Genomic DNA, 16641 nt, shown 5'->3' with positions numbered 1-16641 from the left:
GCCAGACTTTTTCAGTCCGTCAACACCTTCGTTCGATCATCTCGTTCGGCGGTGGTGGGCGCCCTGTTGTCGCTGAAGCCCCTTGGTGGCGACCCCTGCGACGGGGGAGGAGAAGTATGTCCCCATTCGCATCATTTGTGAAGGGGGTGTGGCGATTTTTTTCAACGGATGTTGCATCCGTTCATCCATCGCGCTGCGGTAGGAACCCACGAAGCGCAGCCAAGCGTGGGCTTGGCTCTACAAGAGCATAAGGAAGGGCAGGCTGCGCCGGCCCTTCCCTGGTGTCAGGCAGCGACCAGGCGCACGCGGGCGAAGGTGCGCTTGCCGACCTGTAGCAGGCCTTCGAAGCCCGGCTGCAGCACCTGCTGGCCATCTTCGACCACTTCACCGTCCACCTTCACCGCGCGCTCCTTGAGCTTGCGGTTGGCTTCGGAGTTGCTCGGGGTCAGGCCGGCCGCGGTCAGCAGTGCGGCGATACGCAGGCCTTCGGCCGGGATCGCCACGTCCTGCAGCGGCAGCTGGGTGATGTCGCCCTGCCCGGTCACCGCCGCTTCCCAGCCGGCAATGGCCTGCTCGGCCGCCGCGGCGTCGTGGAAGCGGGTGGCCAGTTCACGCGCCAGGCGCAGCTTGACCACGCGCGGGTTCAGGCCGCCATTGGCCACCTGCTCGCGCAGCTGTACGGCTTCGGCCTGGCTGATGTCGAAGGACAGCAGCTCGATCCAGCGCCACATCAGGGTGTCGTCCACCTTCATGGTCTTGGTGACGATGTCGATGGCCGGTTCGCTGATACCAATGTAGTTGCCCAGCGACTTGGACATCTTGTTGACGCCGTCCAGGCCTTCCAGCAACGGCATGGTCAGCACCACCTGCGGCTTCTGGCCGTGGTGTTCCTGCAGGCCACGGCCCATCAGCAGGTTGAACTTCTGGTCGGTGCCGCCGAGTTCGACGTCGGCTTCCAGGGCCACCGAGTCGTAACCCTGCACCAGCGGGTACAGGAACTCGTGGATGGCGATGGACTGCTGGGCGGCGTAGCGCTTGGCGAAATCGTCGCGCTCGAGCATGCGCGCCACGGTGTGCTGGCCGGCCAGGCGGATCATGTCGGCGGCGCCCATCTTGCCGAACCACTCCGAGTTGAAGCGGACTTCGGTACGGTTGCGGTCCAGCACCTTGAATACCTGCTCTTCATAGGTACGGGCATTGGCCAGCACGTCGTCCTTGCTGAGCGGCTTGCGGGTCAGGCTCTTGCCGGACGGGTCGCCGATCATGCCGGTGAAGTCGCCGATCAGGAAAATGACCTGGTGGCCGAGGTCCTGGAACTGACGCATCTTGTTCAGCAGCACCGTATGGCCCAGGTGCAGGTCGGGCGCGGTGGGGTCGAAGCCGGCCTTGATCCGCAGCGGGCGGCCTTCCTGCAGGCGCGCACGCAGATCCTCGAGCTTGAGGATCTCGTCGGCACCACGGCCGATCAGGGCAAGGGCTTCTTCAATCGAGGACACGTGACTACTCCCGGCAACGCCGATTCTTGTGTGGGGTGTTAAAGCAAAGTTAACCCGATTGGCTTCACAAAAGCCAATGGGCACAAGGGTTTGACGCGGTTTTCTCAGGTGTCTATGGTAACCGGCGATCAGGCCCGCGCTCCCGGGCTGCCAGGAAAAAACCGCCGATGCACAATTCCGAACAAGGGCGCGCACGCAAGCAGCGCTTCCAGGAACGCCTCCACGTCCTGCACGACAACGCCCTGCATCGGAAGCTCAGGCAACATCTTCCCGCCGCCTTCAATGAGCGCTGGACCCGCCGTCATTGGATGCATGCCAGCCTGTTCGCGACCATCGGCGCCCTTGTGGCGACCATCGTCCCCGGCTTCTCGCACACCATCGACGCGCCCTTCGCCGACAGCCACACCAGCCTGGCGCTGCCGTTGCCGCCGCTGACCATGGCCCGCCAGCAGCAGGTGCCCGGTGACAGCTGGCAGGTGCTGCGCGTGCAGCGCGGCCAGACCCTGAGCGACCTGTTCGACAAGGCCGGCATCCCGGCCACCACCCTGCACCGGGTGCTGGACCATCCGGGTGCGCGCGAGGCGCTGACCAAGCTGCGCCCGGGTGCCGAGATCGCCTTCGACATGCCGCTGTCCGGCGACCTGCGCAGCATCCGCTTCGACCGCGATGCCGACAACCGGGTCGAGCTGAGCCTGTCCGGCGACGACATCAAGGAGAAGGTGACCAAACGCGAGACCTCCACGCGCACGGTGGTCACCAGCGGCGAGATCACCAGCTCGCTGTACGCCGCGGCGCGCCGGGCCGGGCTGTCGCCGTCGGCGATCGCGACGATGACCGACGACATCTTCAAGTACGACATCGACTTCTCGAAGGACCTGCAGCCGGGCGACCGCTTCAGCGTGGTGATGGATGAAACCTGGCGCGAAGGCGAGAAGGTGGACACCAGCAAGATCCTGGCCGCGACCTTCACCACCGGTGGCAAGACCTATTCCGGCTTCCGCTTCGACCGCAACGGCAAGTCCGAGTACTACGACATCAACGGCCGTTCGCTGAAGAAGAGCTTCATCCGCATGCCGATCCCGTTCGCACGGCTGAGCTCGACCTTTGGCGCGCGCAAGCACCCGGTGCTGGGCAAGATGCGCATGCACAAGGGCGTGGACTACGCCGCGCGCACCGGCACCCCGATCATGGCCGCCGGCGATGCCCGCGTGCAGTTCGCCGGCGTGCAGCGCGGCTACGGCAACGTGGTGATCCTCGACCACGGCCGCGGCCACACCACCCTGTACGGCCACATGTCGCGCTTTGCGAACATCAAGACCGGCCAGCGCGTGGCCCAGGGCACGGTGATCGGCTATGTCGGCTCGACCGGCCTGGCGACCGGCCCGCACCTGCACTACGAATTCCGCGTCAACGGCGAGCACCGCAACCCGCTGACCGTGACCATGCCGCCGCCGGAGCCGCTGAAGGGCGCCGAGCTGGTCGCCTTCCGCGCGCAGACCGCACCGGCGATGGCGCGCATCCAGGGCATGGAGAAGCTGATCTACGCCGACGCCAGCCCGGCACCGACCAGCCGCGACGAGGCCGCCCCCGAGGTTGCCAGCGCCAAGGACAAACAGGCAACCGGCCGCAAGCGCGGCTGAGCCCCTGCGTTGACGAAGAAGGACGCGGCAGCCCAAGCTTGCCGCGTCCTTTTTTTATGCCTGCCATGAACACAACTGTCGACGCTGACGCCCCCCTGTACCTTGGCCTGATGTCGGGCACCAGCGCCGATGGCATCGATGCCGCGCTGGTGCAGTTCCCCGGCGGCGCTGGCTGCCGCTTCGTGCATGGCCTGACCGCCCGCTGGGAGCCGGTGCTGCGGGCGCGGCTGGTGGCACTGGGCGAAGGGGGCCCGCTGGACTCGCTGGAGGAGCTGGGCGAACTGGACGCGCGGATCGCGATCAGCTTCGCTGAAGCCGCCAATCAACTGCTAGCCGAGGCCGGTGTGGACCGCAGCCAGGTCCGCGCGATCGGCTCGCACGGCCAGACCGTGCGCCATCGTCCGCTGGCCAATCCGGCCTTCACCGTACAGCTGGGCGACGGCAACCGCATCGCCGAGCTGACCGGGATCACCACGGTGTGTGATTTCCGCCGCCGCGACGTGGCAGCCGGAGGCCATGGTGCGCCGCTGATGCCGGCCTTCCACCTCGGCATGCTGGGCACGGCTGATGAAGACCGCGCCGTGCTCAACCTGGGCGGGATCGCCAACCTGACCCTGATCCCGCGCGAAGGCGCGGTGCGTGGCTTCGATACCGGCCCGGCCAACGCGCTGATGGATGCCTGGTGCCAGCGCCACACCGGCCGCACCTTTGATGCCGACGGCGCGTATGCCGCCAGTGGCGCGGTGGACGAACGCCTGTTGGCCGGCTGGCGTTCGGAGCCGTGGTTCGCGCTGCCGCCGCCGAAGAGCACAGGCCGTGAGCAGTTCCACCTGGCCTGGGCCGAGGCCCACATGGGCGAAGGCCAGTACGCTGCCGCCGATGTGCAGGCCACCCTGCTGGAGCTGACTGTGGCGACGGTGGCCGATGCGCTGCTGGCGCAGCAGCCGCAGACCCGGCGCCTGCTGGTGTGCGGCGGCGGGGTGCGCAACCGGCAGCTGATGAAGCGGCTGGCTGCACGGCTGCCGGGGGTGCAGGTGGAGTCCAGCGCGGTGCATGGGCTGGACCCGGAGTACGTGGAAGCGATGGGCTTCGCCTGGCTGGCGCAGCGGACGATGGACGGGCTGGCCGGCAACCTGCCGAGCGTGACCGGGGCGACGGGGCCGCGGATCCTGGGGGCGATCCACCTGGCGTGAGGCGGTCATCCACGCATGGCGTGGATCTACCGGGAACGGCGGTCGCGCATAGCTCGACGCTACATGGGCACTAATCGAAGCCCTGCCCTGCGGGCAGGGCCTGCAGGGCGGCGATGGCGTCGGAGAGCGCGTTCACTTCGGGATCGCCGAAGCCGGAGCGGACCTCCAGTTCACTGCTGAACAGGCCCTGCTCCAGCAAGGCGGCGCAGGTCTGTTCGTGGGTCCAGCCGCGGGCAACCGCGACACGTCGGATACGTTCCAGCAGCAGCGGGTCCAGGTCCCGCAGCACAACGTCGGCCATGCTCACTTCCCCGTTCGCAAGGCACCGCCCCCTCGGCGCGTCGGGGGCGATGATCCCGCAGACCGGGCGGGCAGGCAATCAGGTGGCGCTTGCGGCCTGGCGACGACGCTGCTGCAGGATCAGCAGGGCGCAGAGGATCACCACCGGGATCGCCACCAGCGCGGTACCGACGAAGAACAGCGCGTAGCCTTCCAGCAGCGTCCGGCCCTGTGCGAGCGTCTGTACCGACCACCCCGAGAGCCCCTTGAGCGCCTTGCCTGGCATCGCGTAGAACGAACTCAGCAGCGCGTACTGGGTTGCGGTGTATCCGATGCTGGTCAGGCTCGACATATAGGCGATCAGCGCCGTACCGGCGAAACCGCTGGCGAAGTTGTCGATTGCCATGGCCACCGCGAAATGGGTGGTGTCCGGGCCCGAATAGGCCAGCCAGGCAAACGCCAGGTTGGAGGCCGGACCCAGCACGGCGCCCACCATCAGCGCCGCCAGCACTCCCCAGCGAACCGAGACCAGGCCCGCCGCAGCAATGCCGACGAAGGTCGCGACCAGACCCACCGAGCCTCGCACAGCGCCAACGGTGTCCTCGTCCAGGCCGAGATCGACGTAGAACGGGTTGGCCATCGGCCCCATGACGAAGTCGGCCATGCGATAGACGCTGATGGCCACCAGGATCAGGATCGCACCACTACGATGCTCGCGGACGAAGGCGATGAACGGCCCCGCCACGGCGTCGAACAGGCCCCGCGGCGTCCACAGCGAGGTCGCCTGAGCCTGCACGGCAGCCACTTCCCGCGCGGGCTCACGGGCCATGACCACGGCCACCACGCCAAGCGCCATGAGGACGGCCATGATCTCGTACGAGACCTGCCAGCCGACACGGGCCGCGATGATCAGGATCAGCGCATCGGTGACCAGCAATGCGGTGCGATAGCCCAGCGCCGAGGATGAGGTCAGCAGGCCCAGCTGCTCGCTGTTGTCAGCACTTTCAATGCGCCAGGCATCGATGACGATGTCCTGGGTGGCCGAAGCAAACGCCACGATCACGGCCATCACGCCGAACACGACGATGTGCTGCCAGGCGATACCCAGGAACTGGATCTGGCCCCCCTTGGGCTGGACCAGCGCCATGCCGACCAGGCCCACCACCACGACCAGCTGCGACAGCAGCATCCAGCCACGGCGGCGGCCAAAGCGACCGAACAGAGGCACGTCGGTCTTATCGACGATCGGCGCCCACAGGAACTTCATGGTGTAGGCCAGCCCGACCCATGACAGGAAACCGATCGTGCTCAGCTCGATGCCTTCCTTGCGCATCCAGAAGCCGAGCGTGTTGCCCACCAGATAGATCGGCAGGCCGGAACTGAAGCCGAGCAGCAGCATCGCCAGCACCTTGCGCTGGCTCAGGTTGGACACCACCTGCTGCCACGGCCGACGCGGCTTGGCAGCCTCGGTCACAGGTCGTAGTCCACGATGAACGGCGCGTGGTCGGAGAAGCGCTCGTCGCGGTAGATCGAGCAGCTGCGCAGGCGGTCACGCAGGCCCGGGGTGATGAACTGGTAGTCGATGCGCCAACCGACGTTGTTGGCGCGGGCAGCGCCGCGGTTGCTCCACCAGGTGTAGTCCTCGCCGGTGGGGTTGAGCAGGCGGTAGGCGTCAGCCCAGCCACGGCCGGCGGCGACATCGGTGGCCTGGCCATGGTCGGCGCACAGGGCATTGAGCCAGTCGCGCTCTTCCGGCAGGCAGCCGGAGTTCTTCTGGTTGGACTTCCAGTTCTTGATGTCCAGCGCCGAACGCACGATGTTCCAGTCGCCGCACAGCACGTAGTCGCGGCCGCTGCGCGCCCATTCCTCGAGGATCGGCCGCAGCCATTCCATCACTTCGAACTTGAAGCCCTGGCGCAGGTCGCCCGAGCTGCCGGACGGGATATAGAAGGAGACCACGCTGAGGTTGCCGTAGCGCGCCTCGATGTAGCGGCCTTCGTCGTCGAACGGGGGCCAGCCCAGCGAGGTGATCACCTGGTCCGGCTCGCGCTTGCTGTAGATCGCCACACCGCTGTAGCCCTTCTTGGTGATGGCGTCGCGGTAGAAGCAGTGGTGGCCGTCCGGGCGGAACATCGGGTCGGTCAGCTGGTCTTCCTGGGCCTTGGTCTCCTGGATGCACAGGACGTCGGCGTCCTGGGACCGGAACCAGTCGAGGAAGCCCTTGGTCGCGGCGGAACGGATGCCATTGGCGTTGAAACTGATGATGCGCATGCGGGGGACCTGCGGCGGGAAACCGGGCAAGCATACCGGTTGCCCGCAGGGCTGCGCAGTCCGCCAGGCTGGGCCTGGACGGCTTTCACATGGCGCTGGACGAGCGCGAAACGCCCAGCTGGATTAGGATTTGTGCTCCAAATGAAGATGAATCGAGTTTTGATGAGCGACCACCGCCACCGTTTCCTGCAGCTGGCCCTGACCGCCGACGCCCTGCGCTTCGGCCAGTTCACCCTCAAGTCCGGCCGGCTGAGCCCCTATTTCTTCAACGCCGGTCGTTTCGACTCCGGTTCGCTGCTGTCGCAGCTCGGCGCCTGCTACGCCGATGCCATCGATGCCACCGGGATCAAGTACGACGTGGTGTTCGGCCCCGCCTACAAGGGCATTCCGCTGGCCACCGCGATGGCCTGCGAGCTGGCCCAGCGTGGCCGTGACCTGCCGCTGTCGTTCAACCGCAAGGAAGCCAAGGACCACGGTGAAGGCGGCCAGCTGATCGGCGCCGACATGAACGGCAAGCGCGTGCTGATCGTCGATGACGTGATCACTGCGGGTACCGCGATCCGCGAAGCGCTGGGCATCATCCGCGCCGCCGGTGGCACCCCGGCCGGCATCGTGGTGGCGCTGGACCGCCAGGAGATCGCTTCGGAAACCGATCGCCGTTCGGCGGCGCAGTCGGTGGCCGAGGAAGCCGGCATTCCGGTGATCGCCGTGGCATCGCTGGCCGATCTGCTTGATTTCGCCTCCGGCAACCCGGAACTTGTGGGTTACCGGCAGCCGCTGGAAGCCTACCGGGCCCAGTACGGCGTCCGTTCAATCCGCTGACCGACCCAGGGGAAAGGTCATGTCCCGAGTTCCTGCTGTGCTCTTTGCCGGCCTGCTGCTGGCCGTGCCGTTCACCGTACCGGCGCAGTCGCGCGACAGCGGCAAGACGGAAAAGAAGCTGTACTGCTGGAACGAGAGCAAGGAGCGGATCTGCAGTGATTCGCTGCCGGCCGACGCGGTCAACCATGCCCGCGAGGAGTTCAACGCGAAGAGTGGCCTGCGCAATGCGCAGGTCCAGCGCGCGTTGACCGACGAAGAGCGCGCCGCCGCCAGCACGGAGGCGGCGCAGCAGCAGCTGGACCTGATGGCCGCGCAGACCCGCCAGCGCACCGAGCAGGCGATGCTGACCACCTATGGCAGCGAGGACGACCTGCGCCGGGTGTTCGCCGAGCGCCAGGAAGTGCTGGACAACAATCTGAAGACCGCCGAGTACAACGTCACCAGCCTGCGTGAGTCGCTGGTGGCGCTGCTGGCGGCCGCAGGTGACCGCGAACTGGCCGGTGGCAAGGTGGCCGACAAGCAGGCCGAGGCGATCCGCCAGCGACACGTGCAGCTGCAGTCGCAGCAACGGCTGCAGGCCGGGTTCCTGCAGCAGCAGCAGGCGTTGAAGGCCGAGATCGACAGCACCCTGCAGCGCTATCGCGAGCTGAAGGGGCTGGTGCCGGCGAGCCAGGCTCCGGCGGGCTGACCACGCTCCCGTCGCCGGGCATGGCCCGGCGCTACCCAGGGCCTGGTTACGGATTGGCCCACGGAATTTATGCACTCTTTACGCGTCGGCCCGGTCCGGCGCGTAGTGCGTTTATGGGGGGCAGGACGACGATGACGGCCTGAGGTGGAGGGGTTCCACCAGGACGCTATTGCAATGTCCCCCTGGCTGTCGTTGTTGTGTGGCGTGCTGGTGCTGGTCGCCGCCGCCTATCTTCTTTATGTCGTGCTGCGGCCCGAGTCGTTCTGAGCGGAGCCGGCCATGACTGAGATGCTTGTGATTATTGCCGCCAGCCTGCTGCTGGCGTGGCCGCTGGGCCTGTACCTGGCCCGCGTGATGCGTGGCACGCCGATGAAGGTCGACGTGCTGTTCCACTGGATCGAGAAGCCGCTGTACTGGCTGTTCGGGGTCGATCCGTCGCGCTCGATGTCCTGGCGCGGCTACGTGCTGGCCTTCGTGCTGAGCAACGTGGTGGTTGCTGTGTTGACCCAGGCGGTGTTCATGACCCAGGCCTGGCTGCCGCTGAATCCGGACCAGATCCCGAACATGCGCTGGGACACCGCGCTGCACACGATGATCTCGTTCCTGACCAACACCAACCAGCAGCACTATTCTGGCCAGGCGCAGCTGTCCTACCTCTCGCAGATGACCGGCATCACCGGCCTGCAGGTGGTCACGCCGATGATGGGCCTGGCACTGGCGGTGGCCACACTGCGCGCGTTGTTCGCGCGTTCGCCGCAGGCCGCAGCGGCCAATGGTGCCGGTGATGACCGCCAGGTGGCGGTGGGCAACTACTACGTGGACGTGGTGCGCCTGTGCGTGCGCTTCCTGTTGCCGCTGTGCCTGGTGTGGACCCTGCTGCTGACCAGCCAGGGCGTGCCGTCGACGATGACCGGTGGGCCGCAGGCCACGCCGATCGACGCCAGCGCCGGCATGGCCGAACAGAAGCTGCCGCTGGGCCCGGTCGCGGCGATGGTCGCAGCCAAGCAGCTGGGCGCCAACGGTGGCGGCTGGTACGGGCCGAACAGCAGCTTCCCGCTGGAGAACCCGACCCCGCTGTCGAATGCGCTGGAAATCGTCGGCATCCTGCTGGTGCCGATGGCGGTGATCTTCATGATCGGTGCGTTCACCGGCCGACGTCGCTTCGGCGCCCTGGTGTTCAGCTGCATGCTGGGCATGTCGCTGCTTTCCACCGGCGCGATGATGTGGAGCGAAGGACATAGCGCCAGCGCCGCCACGCCGCTGCTGATGGAAGGCAAGGAAGTGCGCTTCGGCGCCGATGGCACCGCGCTGTGGGCGGCGGTGACCACCCAGGTCTCCAACGGCTCGGTGAACGGCATGCACGATTCGCTGGCACCGCTGAGTGGCGGCATCGCGATGGTCAACATGCTGGTCAGCGCGATCTGGGGCGGCATCGGCTGTGGCCTGCAGCAGTTCATCGTGTACCTGCTGCTGGGTGTGTTCCTGGCCGGGTTGATGACCGGGCGTACGCCGGAACTGTTCGGCCGCAAGCTGGAGACGCCACAGGTGCGCCTGCTGGCCCTGCTGGTGCTGCTGCAGCCGATCACCCTGCTGGTGTTCACCGCGATCACCCTGGCCGTGCCCGGCCTGGCGGGCACCTCCAACCCCGGCTTCCATGGCATCAGCCAGGTCTTCTACGAGTACGTCTCGGCTTACGCCAACAACGGCTCGGGCTTCGAAGGGCTGGGCGACGCCACGCTGTGGTGGAACCTGAGCTGCTCGCTGGTACTGCTGCTGGGCCGCTTCCCGCTGCTGATCATTCCGCTGGTGGTGGCCGCACAGCTGGCTGCCAAGCGCCAGGCCCCGGAGTCTGCCGGCAGCCTGCAGATCGAAACCCCGACCTTCGCCCTGACCCTGGTCTCGGTGATCGTCATCCTGACCGTGCTGCAGTTCATGCCGGCGCTGGTACTCGGCCCGATCGCCGACCACCTGAGCCTGGGACTGCACTAAGGACACCCTGATGAGTACCCAAGCAAGTTCAACCCGTAGTACCCATGCAGCGCGCCCTGCCCTGCTGGATGGCGCCGGCCTGCGCCGTGCGCTGGTCGACGCAGTGCGCAAGCTGTCGCCGATGCATCTGGTGCGCAGCCCGGTGATGGCGGTGGTGATGGCCGGCACGATCGTGGCCGCGATCGTCACCCTGACCGGCAATGCGCCGCTGGGCTTCGGCCTGGCAGTGACCGTGATCCTGCTGGTGACCGTGCTGTTCGGCAACTTCGCCGAAGCGGTGGCCGAAGCGCGTGGCCGTGGCCAGGCCGCCTCGCTGCGGCGTGCCCGCCAGGACCTGGTGGCACGCCGGCTGGCGGCGCCGCAGCCGGGCGCCGCCGAAACCCAGGTGCCGGCCGCCGAACTGCGCCCGGGCGACCATGTGATCGTCAGCGCCGGTGAACTGGTGCCGGCCGATGGCGAGATCGTGCAAGGCCTGGCCACCATCAACGAAGCGGCGGTGACCGGCGAATCGGCCCCCGTGCTGCGCGAGGCCGGTACCGACCGTTCCGGCGTGATCGGCGGCACCAAGGTGCTGTCCGACCAGATCATCGTGCGGGTGACCGCCGAGCCGGGCCACAGCTTCCTGGACCGGATGATCGCGCTGGTGGAGGGCGCCAACCGCCAGAAGACCCCGAACGAGATCGCGCTGACCCTGCTGCTGGCCGCGATGACGCTGACCTTCCTGGTGGTGGTGGCCACGTTGCCGGCCATTGGTGCCGCCGTCGGCGTCAAGGTCGACCCGCTGCTGCTGATCGCGCTGCTGGTGTGCCTGATCCCGACCACCATCGGCGGCCTGCTGCCGGCCATCGGCATCGCCGGCATGAACCGTGCGCTGGCCGCCAACGTGCTGGCCAAGTCGGGCAAGGCGGTGGAGGTGGCCGGCGACGTCGACGTGCTGCTGCTGGACAAGACCGGCACCATCACCTACGGCGACCGCCAGGCCAGCCACTTCCATCCGCTGGCCGGCATCGATGCCAGCCAGCTACGCGAGGCCGCACTGCTGTCTTCGCTGGCCGACCCGACCCCGGAAGGCAAGTCGATCGTGCGCCTGGCGCGCGAACAGGGCTGCGCTACCGCCGAACCGGACCACGCCGAGTACCTGGCGTTCAGTGCGCAGACCCGCATGTCCGGCGTGGACCTGGAACATGGGCGGCAGATCCGCAAGGGTGCCGCCGATGCGATCCGTGCCCACGTGCAGGCGCTGGGCGGCAACGTGCCGGCGGAACTGGCCGGGCGCGTCGAGCAGGTCGCGCGCAATGGTGCCACCCCGCTGGTGGTGGCCGAGGGCCGCCATGTGCTGGGCGTGATCGAGCTGTCGGACGTGGTCAAGCACGGCATGCGCGAGAAGTTCGCGCAGCTGCGGGCGATGGGTATCCGCACGGTGATGATCACCGGAGACAACCCGCTGACCGCCGCCGCCATCGCTGCCGAAGCCGGTGTCGACGACTACATCGCCGAGGCCCGCCCGGAAGACAAGCTGGCACGCATCCGCCAGGAGCAGGCCGGTGGCCGCCTGGTGGCGATGGTCGGCGATGGCACCAATGACGCGCCGGCGCTGGCCCAGGCCGACATCGGTCTGGCGATGAACTCCGGTACGCAGGCGGCGAAGGAGGCCGGCAACATGGTCGACCTCGATTCGGACCCGGCCAAGCTGCTGGCGGTGGTGGAAGTAGGCAAGCAGCAGCTGATCACCCGCGGCGCGCTGACCACCTTCTCGCTGGCCAACGACGTCTCCAAGTACTTCGCGATCCTGCCGGCGCTGTTCGCCGCGGCCGTTCCGACCATGGCCGCCTTGAACGTGATGCAGCTGTCGAGCCCGCGCAATGCGGTGCTGGCAGCGCTGATCTTCAACGCCCTGGTGATTCCCGCCCTGATCCCGCTCGCCCTGCGTGGCGTGCGCTTCCGCCCGGCCACTGCAACCGCACTGCTGCGCCGGAACATGCTGGTGTACGGCCTCGGCGGCGTGCTGCTGCCGTTCGCGGCGATCAAGGCGATCGACCTTCTTCTTGTCCTGGTATTCGGCGCATGAACCGTACTGCTTCCACTTCATCTTCCCTTCCGCGCGAACAGAAGGCCGAGGCCCGCGTGGCCAGCCTGCAGGACGGCGCCAGCTGGCGCCCGGCGATCGGCCTGGGCCTGGCCACCCTGCTGCTGGCCGGTGCGGTCTACGCCGGTATCGCCACCGGTTTTGCCGGCCTGGCCTACCCGACCCAGGCCGAGGGCAGCCTGCTGCGCGATGGCAACGGCCAGGTACGCGGCTCGGCATGGTTGTCGCAGCCGTTCACCGGTGACGGCTACTTCCAGGCACGTCCGTCGGCAGCCAACTACGACCCCATGGCCGCGGCCGGTTCCAACATGGCGCGCAGCAACCCGGCCCTGGCCGAGCGTGTTGCCGCCAGCACGGCTACAGTGGCCGCGCGCGAAGGTGTCGCCCCGGCGCAGGTGCCAGCGGACCTGGTCACCCAGTCCGCCGGCGGCCTGGATCCGCAGCTGTCGCCGGCGGCGGCGCGCCTGCAGGTGGCACGCGTGGCACGTGCCCGTGGCCTGCCGGTGGAACGCGTGCAGGCACTGGTGCAGGCGCATACCGAAGGTCGCCAGTGGGGCCTGTTCGGCCAGCCGCGGGTGAACGTGGTGACGCTGAACTTCGCGCTGGACCACGCGGCCAAGGCACCGTGATACCGACCTGCACCGGCTGCGCGCACAATGGCGGCCATGACAGCGGCACCCATGACTGATGCGCGTACCCGCCAGGCCGATGCCCTGGTCGAAGGCCTGCAACGCGAAGCCGGCGGCAAGCTGACCGTGTTCCTCGGTGCGGCGCCGGGCGTGGGCAAGACCTACACCATGCTGACCCGCGCACAGGAACAGCTGCGCCGCGGTGTCGACCTGGTGGTGGGCCTGGTGGAAACCCACGGCCGCGCCGATACCCAGGCGCTGCTGGAGGGCCTGCCACAGCTGCCGCTGAAGGCAGTGGCCTATCACGGCCACATCCTGCAGGAGATGGATCTGGATGCCGTGCTCGCACGGCATCCGGCGCTGGTACTGGTGGACGAACTGGCCCACCGCAATGCGCCGGGCAGCCGCCATGAGCGGCGCTGGCAGGATGTGATGGAGCTACTGGACGCCGGCATCGACGTCTGGACCACGGTCAACATCCAGCATCTGGAAAGCCTCAATGATGTGGTGATGCGCATCACCGGCGTGCGCGTGAGCGAGACCGTGCCCGATGTCGTGCTCGACCGCCTGCACGACATCGTGCTGGTTGACCTGCCGCCGCGCGAGCTGATCGCGCGCCTGCAGCAGGGCAAGGTCTATGTGCCGGAACAGGCCGCGCAGGCGCTGCAGGCGTTCTTCTCGCCGGCCAACCTGACCGCACTGCGCGAACTTGCAATGCAGGAGGCCGCCGATCGCGTCGACAGCAGCCTGCGTGAGGCACGCGCTGCCCGTGGCGAGAGCAACCTGCCGCTGCGCCGCGGCGTGCTGGTGGCGATCGACGGCGGCGGCCAGAGTGAATACCTGGTGCGCGTGGCGCGACGCATCGCCGAACGCCGCGACGCACCATGGACCGTGGTGACCGTGCAGGGACGACGCCAGGACGAGGCGACCCAGCGCGAGATCGATGCGGCCTTCGCCCTGGCACGGCGGCTGGGCGGCGACGCCGAGCTGTTGCACGGATCGAGCATCGCCGACGCCCTGCTCGACCACGCCGCGCACAACGGCGTGTCCACCCTGGTGCTGGGGCGGACCCGCGAGCGCCCGCTGGCGCGGATGTTCAACCGAACGTTGACCCAGCAGCTGATCCAGCGCGGCGCGCATTACGAGATCACCATCATCAGCACGCCGCAGGCACGTGCGCGCTCGCGCCGCGAGGGCCTGCTGCCGCCGGTGCGCGGCATCAGCTACGAACCGGCGCAGGCACTGATCGCCACCGCGTTGGCCTGTGCGGTGGCATGGCTGGCCGAACGCTGGGTGGGCATGGCCGATCTGTCGATGGTGTTCATCGTGGCGGTGGTGCTGGTCGCTGCGCGCACGCGCGCCAGCGTGGCGGTGATGGCGGCGATCCTGTGCTTCCTCGCCTACAACTTCCTGTTCATCGCGCCGCGCTTCACCTTCGCCATCGGTGCACGCCAGGGCGTGATCACCGTCTTCCTGTTCCTGGCCGCGGCACTGGTGGCCGGGCGCCTGGCCTCGCGCCTACGCATGCAGGTGATCGCGCTGCGCGCGGCCAATCGCCATGCGCGTGCGCGCCAGCAGCTGGGCCGCCAACTGGCCAGTGCCGCCGGCAACGGCGAGGTGGCGCAGGCGGGTCGGCATGCACTGGAACAGGCCATGGACGTGCCGGCGTGGCTGCGGATCGGCGCCGATACCGCAACCGGTGGCCGCAGCCAGCCCGGCGACACCGACCTGGCCGCCGCCGACTGGGCGCTGCGCCATGGCCAGCCCAGTGGCCGCTTCACCGACACCCTGGCCGGCGCGCAGTGGTGGTTCCTGCCGTTGCTGGATGGCGAGGACCGCGCGATCGGCGTGGCCGGCCTGTACCTGCCCGGCGCACAGGCGCGCCTGCTGCCCGAACAACGGCAGCTGGCCGAAGCAATGGTCGATGACATCGCGCAGGCCGCGCTGCGCACGCGGCTGGTGGCCGAACTGGAGCAGGCGCACGTCAGCAACGAGACCGAGCGGTTGCGCTCGGCGCTGCTCTCTTCGGTGTCGCACGACCTGCGCTCGCCACTGGCGGCGATGATCGGCTCGGCCGACAGCCTGGCCAGCTATGGTACGGCAATGGATACGGCCGATCGCCGTGCCCTGCTCGACACCATCCTGGTCGAGGGCGAACGGCTGGACCGCTACATCCAGAACCTGCTGGACATGACCCGCCTCGGCCACGAGGGATTGAAGATCAACCGCGACTGGATCGGCGTGGACGAACTGATCGGTTCGGCCGCACGGCGCCTGCAGCGCTACCAGCCGAAGGTGCGGCTGGAGCTGGACATTCCGGCCACGCTGGCGCCGATCTGGGTACACCCGGCGCTTGTCGAACAGGCGGTGTTCAACGTGATGGAAAACGCGGCCAAATTCTCACCGCCGGATGCGGCCGTGCAGGTGCAGGCGCGTGAACTGGACGGCCAGCTGCGCATCGACGTGATCGATGCCGGCCCCGGCATTCCCGACGACGAGCGTGCGCGCATCTTCGACATGTTCTACAGCGTCGAACGTGGCGACCGTGGCCGCCATGGCACCGGCCTGGGCCTGACCATCTGCCAGGGCATGATCGGCGCGCATGGCGGCAGCGTGCAGGCGCTGCCCGGACGCGACGGTCGCGGTACCCTGATCCGCATCACCCTGCCCCTGCTCAAGCCAGCCTCCCACGATGAGCCCGACCCCGATTGATGCCAGCGTGCCGGCCGCGCGCGTGCTGGTGATCGATGATGAAACCCAGATCCGCCGGTTCCTGGACATCAGCCTGCGCGCGCAGGGCTACCAGGTGCGGCAGGCCGCCACCGGCCAGGAAGGCCTGCAGCTGGCCGCCAGCGAGGACATGGATCTGGTGATCCTGGATATCGGCCTGCCGGACATGGAAGGCCACGAGGTGCTGGAACAACTGAGGCAGTGGAGCCAGGTGCCGGTGATCATGCTGACCGTGCGTGCCGGCGAGGCGGAGAAGGTGCGTGCGCTGGATACCGGCGCGAATGACTACGTGACCAAGCCGTTCGGCACGCAGGAGCTGATGGCGCGGGTGCGGGCGCTGCTGCGCACGCGCAGCGTGCCCAGTGATGGCACGCCGCCGGTATTCGACGACGGCCACCTGCATGTGGACCTGGTCCGCCGTGAAGTGGCGCTGGATGGCGAGCCGGTAGCGTTGACCCGCAAGGAGTACGCGCTGCTGTCGCTGCTGCTGCGCAACGCCGGGCGGGTGGTGACCCAGCCACAGATCCTGCAGGAGATCTGGGGCCCGACCCACCAGCACGACACCCATTACCTGCGCATCCTGGTCGGCAAGCTGCGGCACAAGCTGGGTGATTCAGCGCTGGATTCGCACTACCTGTTCACCGAACCGGGCGTCGGGCTGCGGTTCAAGGGGTGAAGGCGTGCCGACCAACGGTCGGCAACCACCAAAGCGAATCCGGAAGAGCATCCACGCATGGCGTGGATCTACTGTGTCGACCAAGGTCGACACCTACCAAGAGCAGTTCATTCCGTTCCGACAGATCGCGGAAATTGTCAGG

14 protein-coding genes are annotated in these 16641 nt (G+C 67.9%); 10 read left to right on the top strand and 4 right to left on the bottom strand.

Annotation, left to right across the window (positions count from 1 at the left end):
* Positions 1 to 284: 284 nt before the first annotated feature.
* Positions 285 to 1496, bottom strand: coding sequence for a tyrosine--tRNA ligase (tyrS, locus tag N7573_RS21135; protein ID WP_134951770.1), 1212 nt, complete (start codon positions 1494 to 1496; stop codon positions 285 to 287).
* Positions 1497 to 1663: 167 nt separating this feature from the next.
* On the opposite strand from tyrS, the gene N7573_RS21130 reads away from it, so the two are divergent.
* Both N7573_RS21130 and N7573_RS21125 read left to right on the top strand, forming a co-directional pair.
* Positions 1664 to 3136: a peptidoglycan DD-metalloendopeptidase family protein gene (locus tag N7573_RS21130; RefSeq protein WP_279913192.1), complete on the top strand. Its 1473-nt coding sequence runs from the start codon at positions 1664 to 1666 to the stop codon at positions 3134 to 3136.
* 65 nt (positions 3137 to 3201) lie between these two features.
* Positions 3202 to 4329, top strand: a complete 1128-nt coding sequence (locus tag N7573_RS21125; protein WP_279913193.1) for an anhydro-N-acetylmuramic acid kinase — start codon at positions 3202 to 3204, stop codon at positions 4327 to 4329.
* A 70-nt stretch (positions 4330 to 4399) separates the two neighbouring features.
* Here N7573_RS21125 and N7573_RS21120 read toward each other — a convergent pair whose 3' ends face one another.
* From N7573_RS21120 to N7573_RS21110, 3 genes are all read right to left on the bottom strand, one after another.
* Positions 4400 to 4630 carry a hypothetical protein gene (locus tag N7573_RS21120; protein ID WP_279913194.1) on the bottom strand — a complete coding sequence of 77 codons (231 nt, stop codon included), beginning with the start codon at positions 4628 to 4630 and terminating at the stop codon, positions 4400 to 4402.
* 78 nt (positions 4631 to 4708) lie between these two features.
* Positions 4709 to 6082 carry an MFS transporter gene (locus tag N7573_RS21115; protein WP_032128445.1) on the bottom strand — a complete coding sequence of 458 codons (1374 nt, stop codon included), beginning with the start codon at positions 6080 to 6082 and terminating at the stop codon, positions 4709 to 4711.
* Positions 6079 to 6879, bottom strand: a complete 801-nt coding sequence (locus N7573_RS21110) for an exodeoxyribonuclease III (protein ID WP_279913195.1) — start codon at positions 6877 to 6879, stop codon at positions 6079 to 6081. The genes N7573_RS21115 and N7573_RS21110 overlap by 4 nt, the downstream gene beginning before the upstream one ends.
* A 162-nt stretch (positions 6880 to 7041) precedes the next feature.
* Between N7573_RS21110 and pyrE the strand changes: the two genes are divergently transcribed.
* From pyrE to N7573_RS21070, 8 genes are all read left to right on the top strand, one after another.
* Entirely contained in the window at positions 7042 to 7701 is a 660-nt protein-coding gene (gene pyrE / locus N7573_RS21105) for an orotate phosphoribosyltransferase (protein WP_010486876.1), read from the top strand.
* A 19-nt stretch (positions 7702 to 7720) separates the two neighbouring features.
* Positions 7721 to 8389 carry a hypothetical protein gene (locus tag N7573_RS21100; protein WP_279913196.1) on the top strand — a complete coding sequence of 223 codons (669 nt, stop codon included), beginning with the start codon at positions 7721 to 7723 and terminating at the stop codon, positions 8387 to 8389.
* A 174-nt stretch (positions 8390 to 8563) separates the two neighbouring features.
* Entirely contained in the window at positions 8564 to 8656 is a 93-nt protein-coding gene (locus N7573_RS21095) for a potassium-transporting ATPase subunit F (protein WP_005407770.1), read from the top strand.
* A gap of 12 nt (positions 8657 to 8668) precedes the next feature.
* Positions 8669 to 10378 carry a potassium-transporting ATPase subunit KdpA gene (kdpA, locus tag N7573_RS21090; RefSeq protein ID WP_279913197.1) on the top strand — a complete coding sequence of 570 codons (1710 nt, stop codon included), beginning with the start codon at positions 8669 to 8671 and terminating at the stop codon, positions 10376 to 10378.
* A gap of 10 nt (positions 10379 to 10388) precedes the next feature.
* Positions 10389 to 12446 (top strand): potassium-transporting ATPase subunit KdpB, encoded by a 2058-nt coding sequence (gene kdpB / locus N7573_RS21085; RefSeq protein WP_189720427.1) that lies wholly within the window; start codon positions 10389 to 10391, stop codon positions 12444 to 12446.
* Entirely contained in the window at positions 12443 to 13093 is a 651-nt protein-coding gene (kdpC, locus tag N7573_RS21080) for a potassium-transporting ATPase subunit KdpC (protein ID WP_049462163.1), read from the top strand. The genes kdpB and kdpC overlap by 4 nt, the downstream gene beginning before the upstream one ends.
* A gap of 51 nt (positions 13094 to 13144) precedes the next feature.
* Positions 13145 to 15805: a sensor histidine kinase KdpD gene (locus N7573_RS21075; protein WP_279913198.1), complete on the top strand. Its 2661-nt coding sequence runs from the start codon at positions 13145 to 13147 to the stop codon at positions 15803 to 15805.
* Complete coding sequence (locus N7573_RS21070) at positions 15786 to 16499, top strand: response regulator transcription factor (RefSeq protein ID WP_279913199.1); 714 nt, start codon at positions 15786 to 15788, stop codon at positions 16497 to 16499. The genes N7573_RS21075 and N7573_RS21070 overlap by 20 nt, the downstream gene beginning before the upstream one ends.
* Positions 16500 to 16641: the final 142 nt, after the last annotated feature.

The sequence above is a fragment of the Stenotrophomonas sp. GD04054 genome, from assembly GCF_029836955.1.
In the GTDB taxonomy this organism is placed as follows: Bacteria; Pseudomonadota; Gammaproteobacteria; order Xanthomonadales; family Xanthomonadaceae; genus Stenotrophomonas; species Stenotrophomonas maltophilia_A.
This window is presented reverse-complemented; position numbering and strand designations above follow the sequence as displayed.

Excerpts from the sequence above, each read along its gene's own strand:
- N7573_RS21130 (WP_279913192.1), top strand. The coding sequence starts at position 1,664 with ATGCACAATTCCGAACAAGGGCGCGCACGCAAGCAGCGCTTCCAGGAA.
- N7573_RS21125 (WP_279913193.1), top strand. The coding sequence starts at position 3,202 with ATGAACACAACTGTCGACGCTGACGCCCCCCTGTACCTTGGCCTGATG.
- N7573_RS21120 (WP_279913194.1), bottom strand. The coding sequence starts at position 4,630 with ATGGCCGACGTTGTGCTGCGGGACCTGGACCCGCTGCTGCTGGAACGT.
- N7573_RS21110 (WP_279913195.1), bottom strand. The coding sequence starts at position 6,879 with ATGCGCATCATCAGTTTCAACGCCAATGGCATCCGTTCCGCCGCGACC.
- pyrE (WP_010486876.1), top strand. The coding sequence starts at position 7,042 with ATGAGCGACCACCGCCACCGTTTCCTGCAGCTGGCCCTGACCGCCGAC.
- N7573_RS21100 (WP_279913196.1), top strand. The coding sequence starts at position 7,721 with ATGTCCCGAGTTCCTGCTGTGCTCTTTGCCGGCCTGCTGCTGGCCGTG.
- N7573_RS21095 (WP_005407770.1), top strand. The coding sequence starts at position 8,564 with ATGTCCCCCTGGCTGTCGTTGTTGTGTGGCGTGCTGGTGCTGGTCGCC.
- kdpA (WP_279913197.1), top strand. The coding sequence starts at position 8,669 with ATGACTGAGATGCTTGTGATTATTGCCGCCAGCCTGCTGCTGGCGTGG.
- kdpB (WP_189720427.1), top strand. The coding sequence starts at position 10,389 with ATGAGTACCCAAGCAAGTTCAACCCGTAGTACCCATGCAGCGCGCCCT.
- kdpC (WP_049462163.1), top strand. The coding sequence starts at position 12,443 with ATGAACCGTACTGCTTCCACTTCATCTTCCCTTCCGCGCGAACAGAAG.
- N7573_RS21075 (WP_279913198.1), top strand. The coding sequence starts at position 13,145 with ATGACTGATGCGCGTACCCGCCAGGCCGATGCCCTGGTCGAAGGCCTG.
- N7573_RS21070 (WP_279913199.1), top strand. The coding sequence starts at position 15,786 with ATGAGCCCGACCCCGATTGATGCCAGCGTGCCGGCCGCGCGCGTGCTG.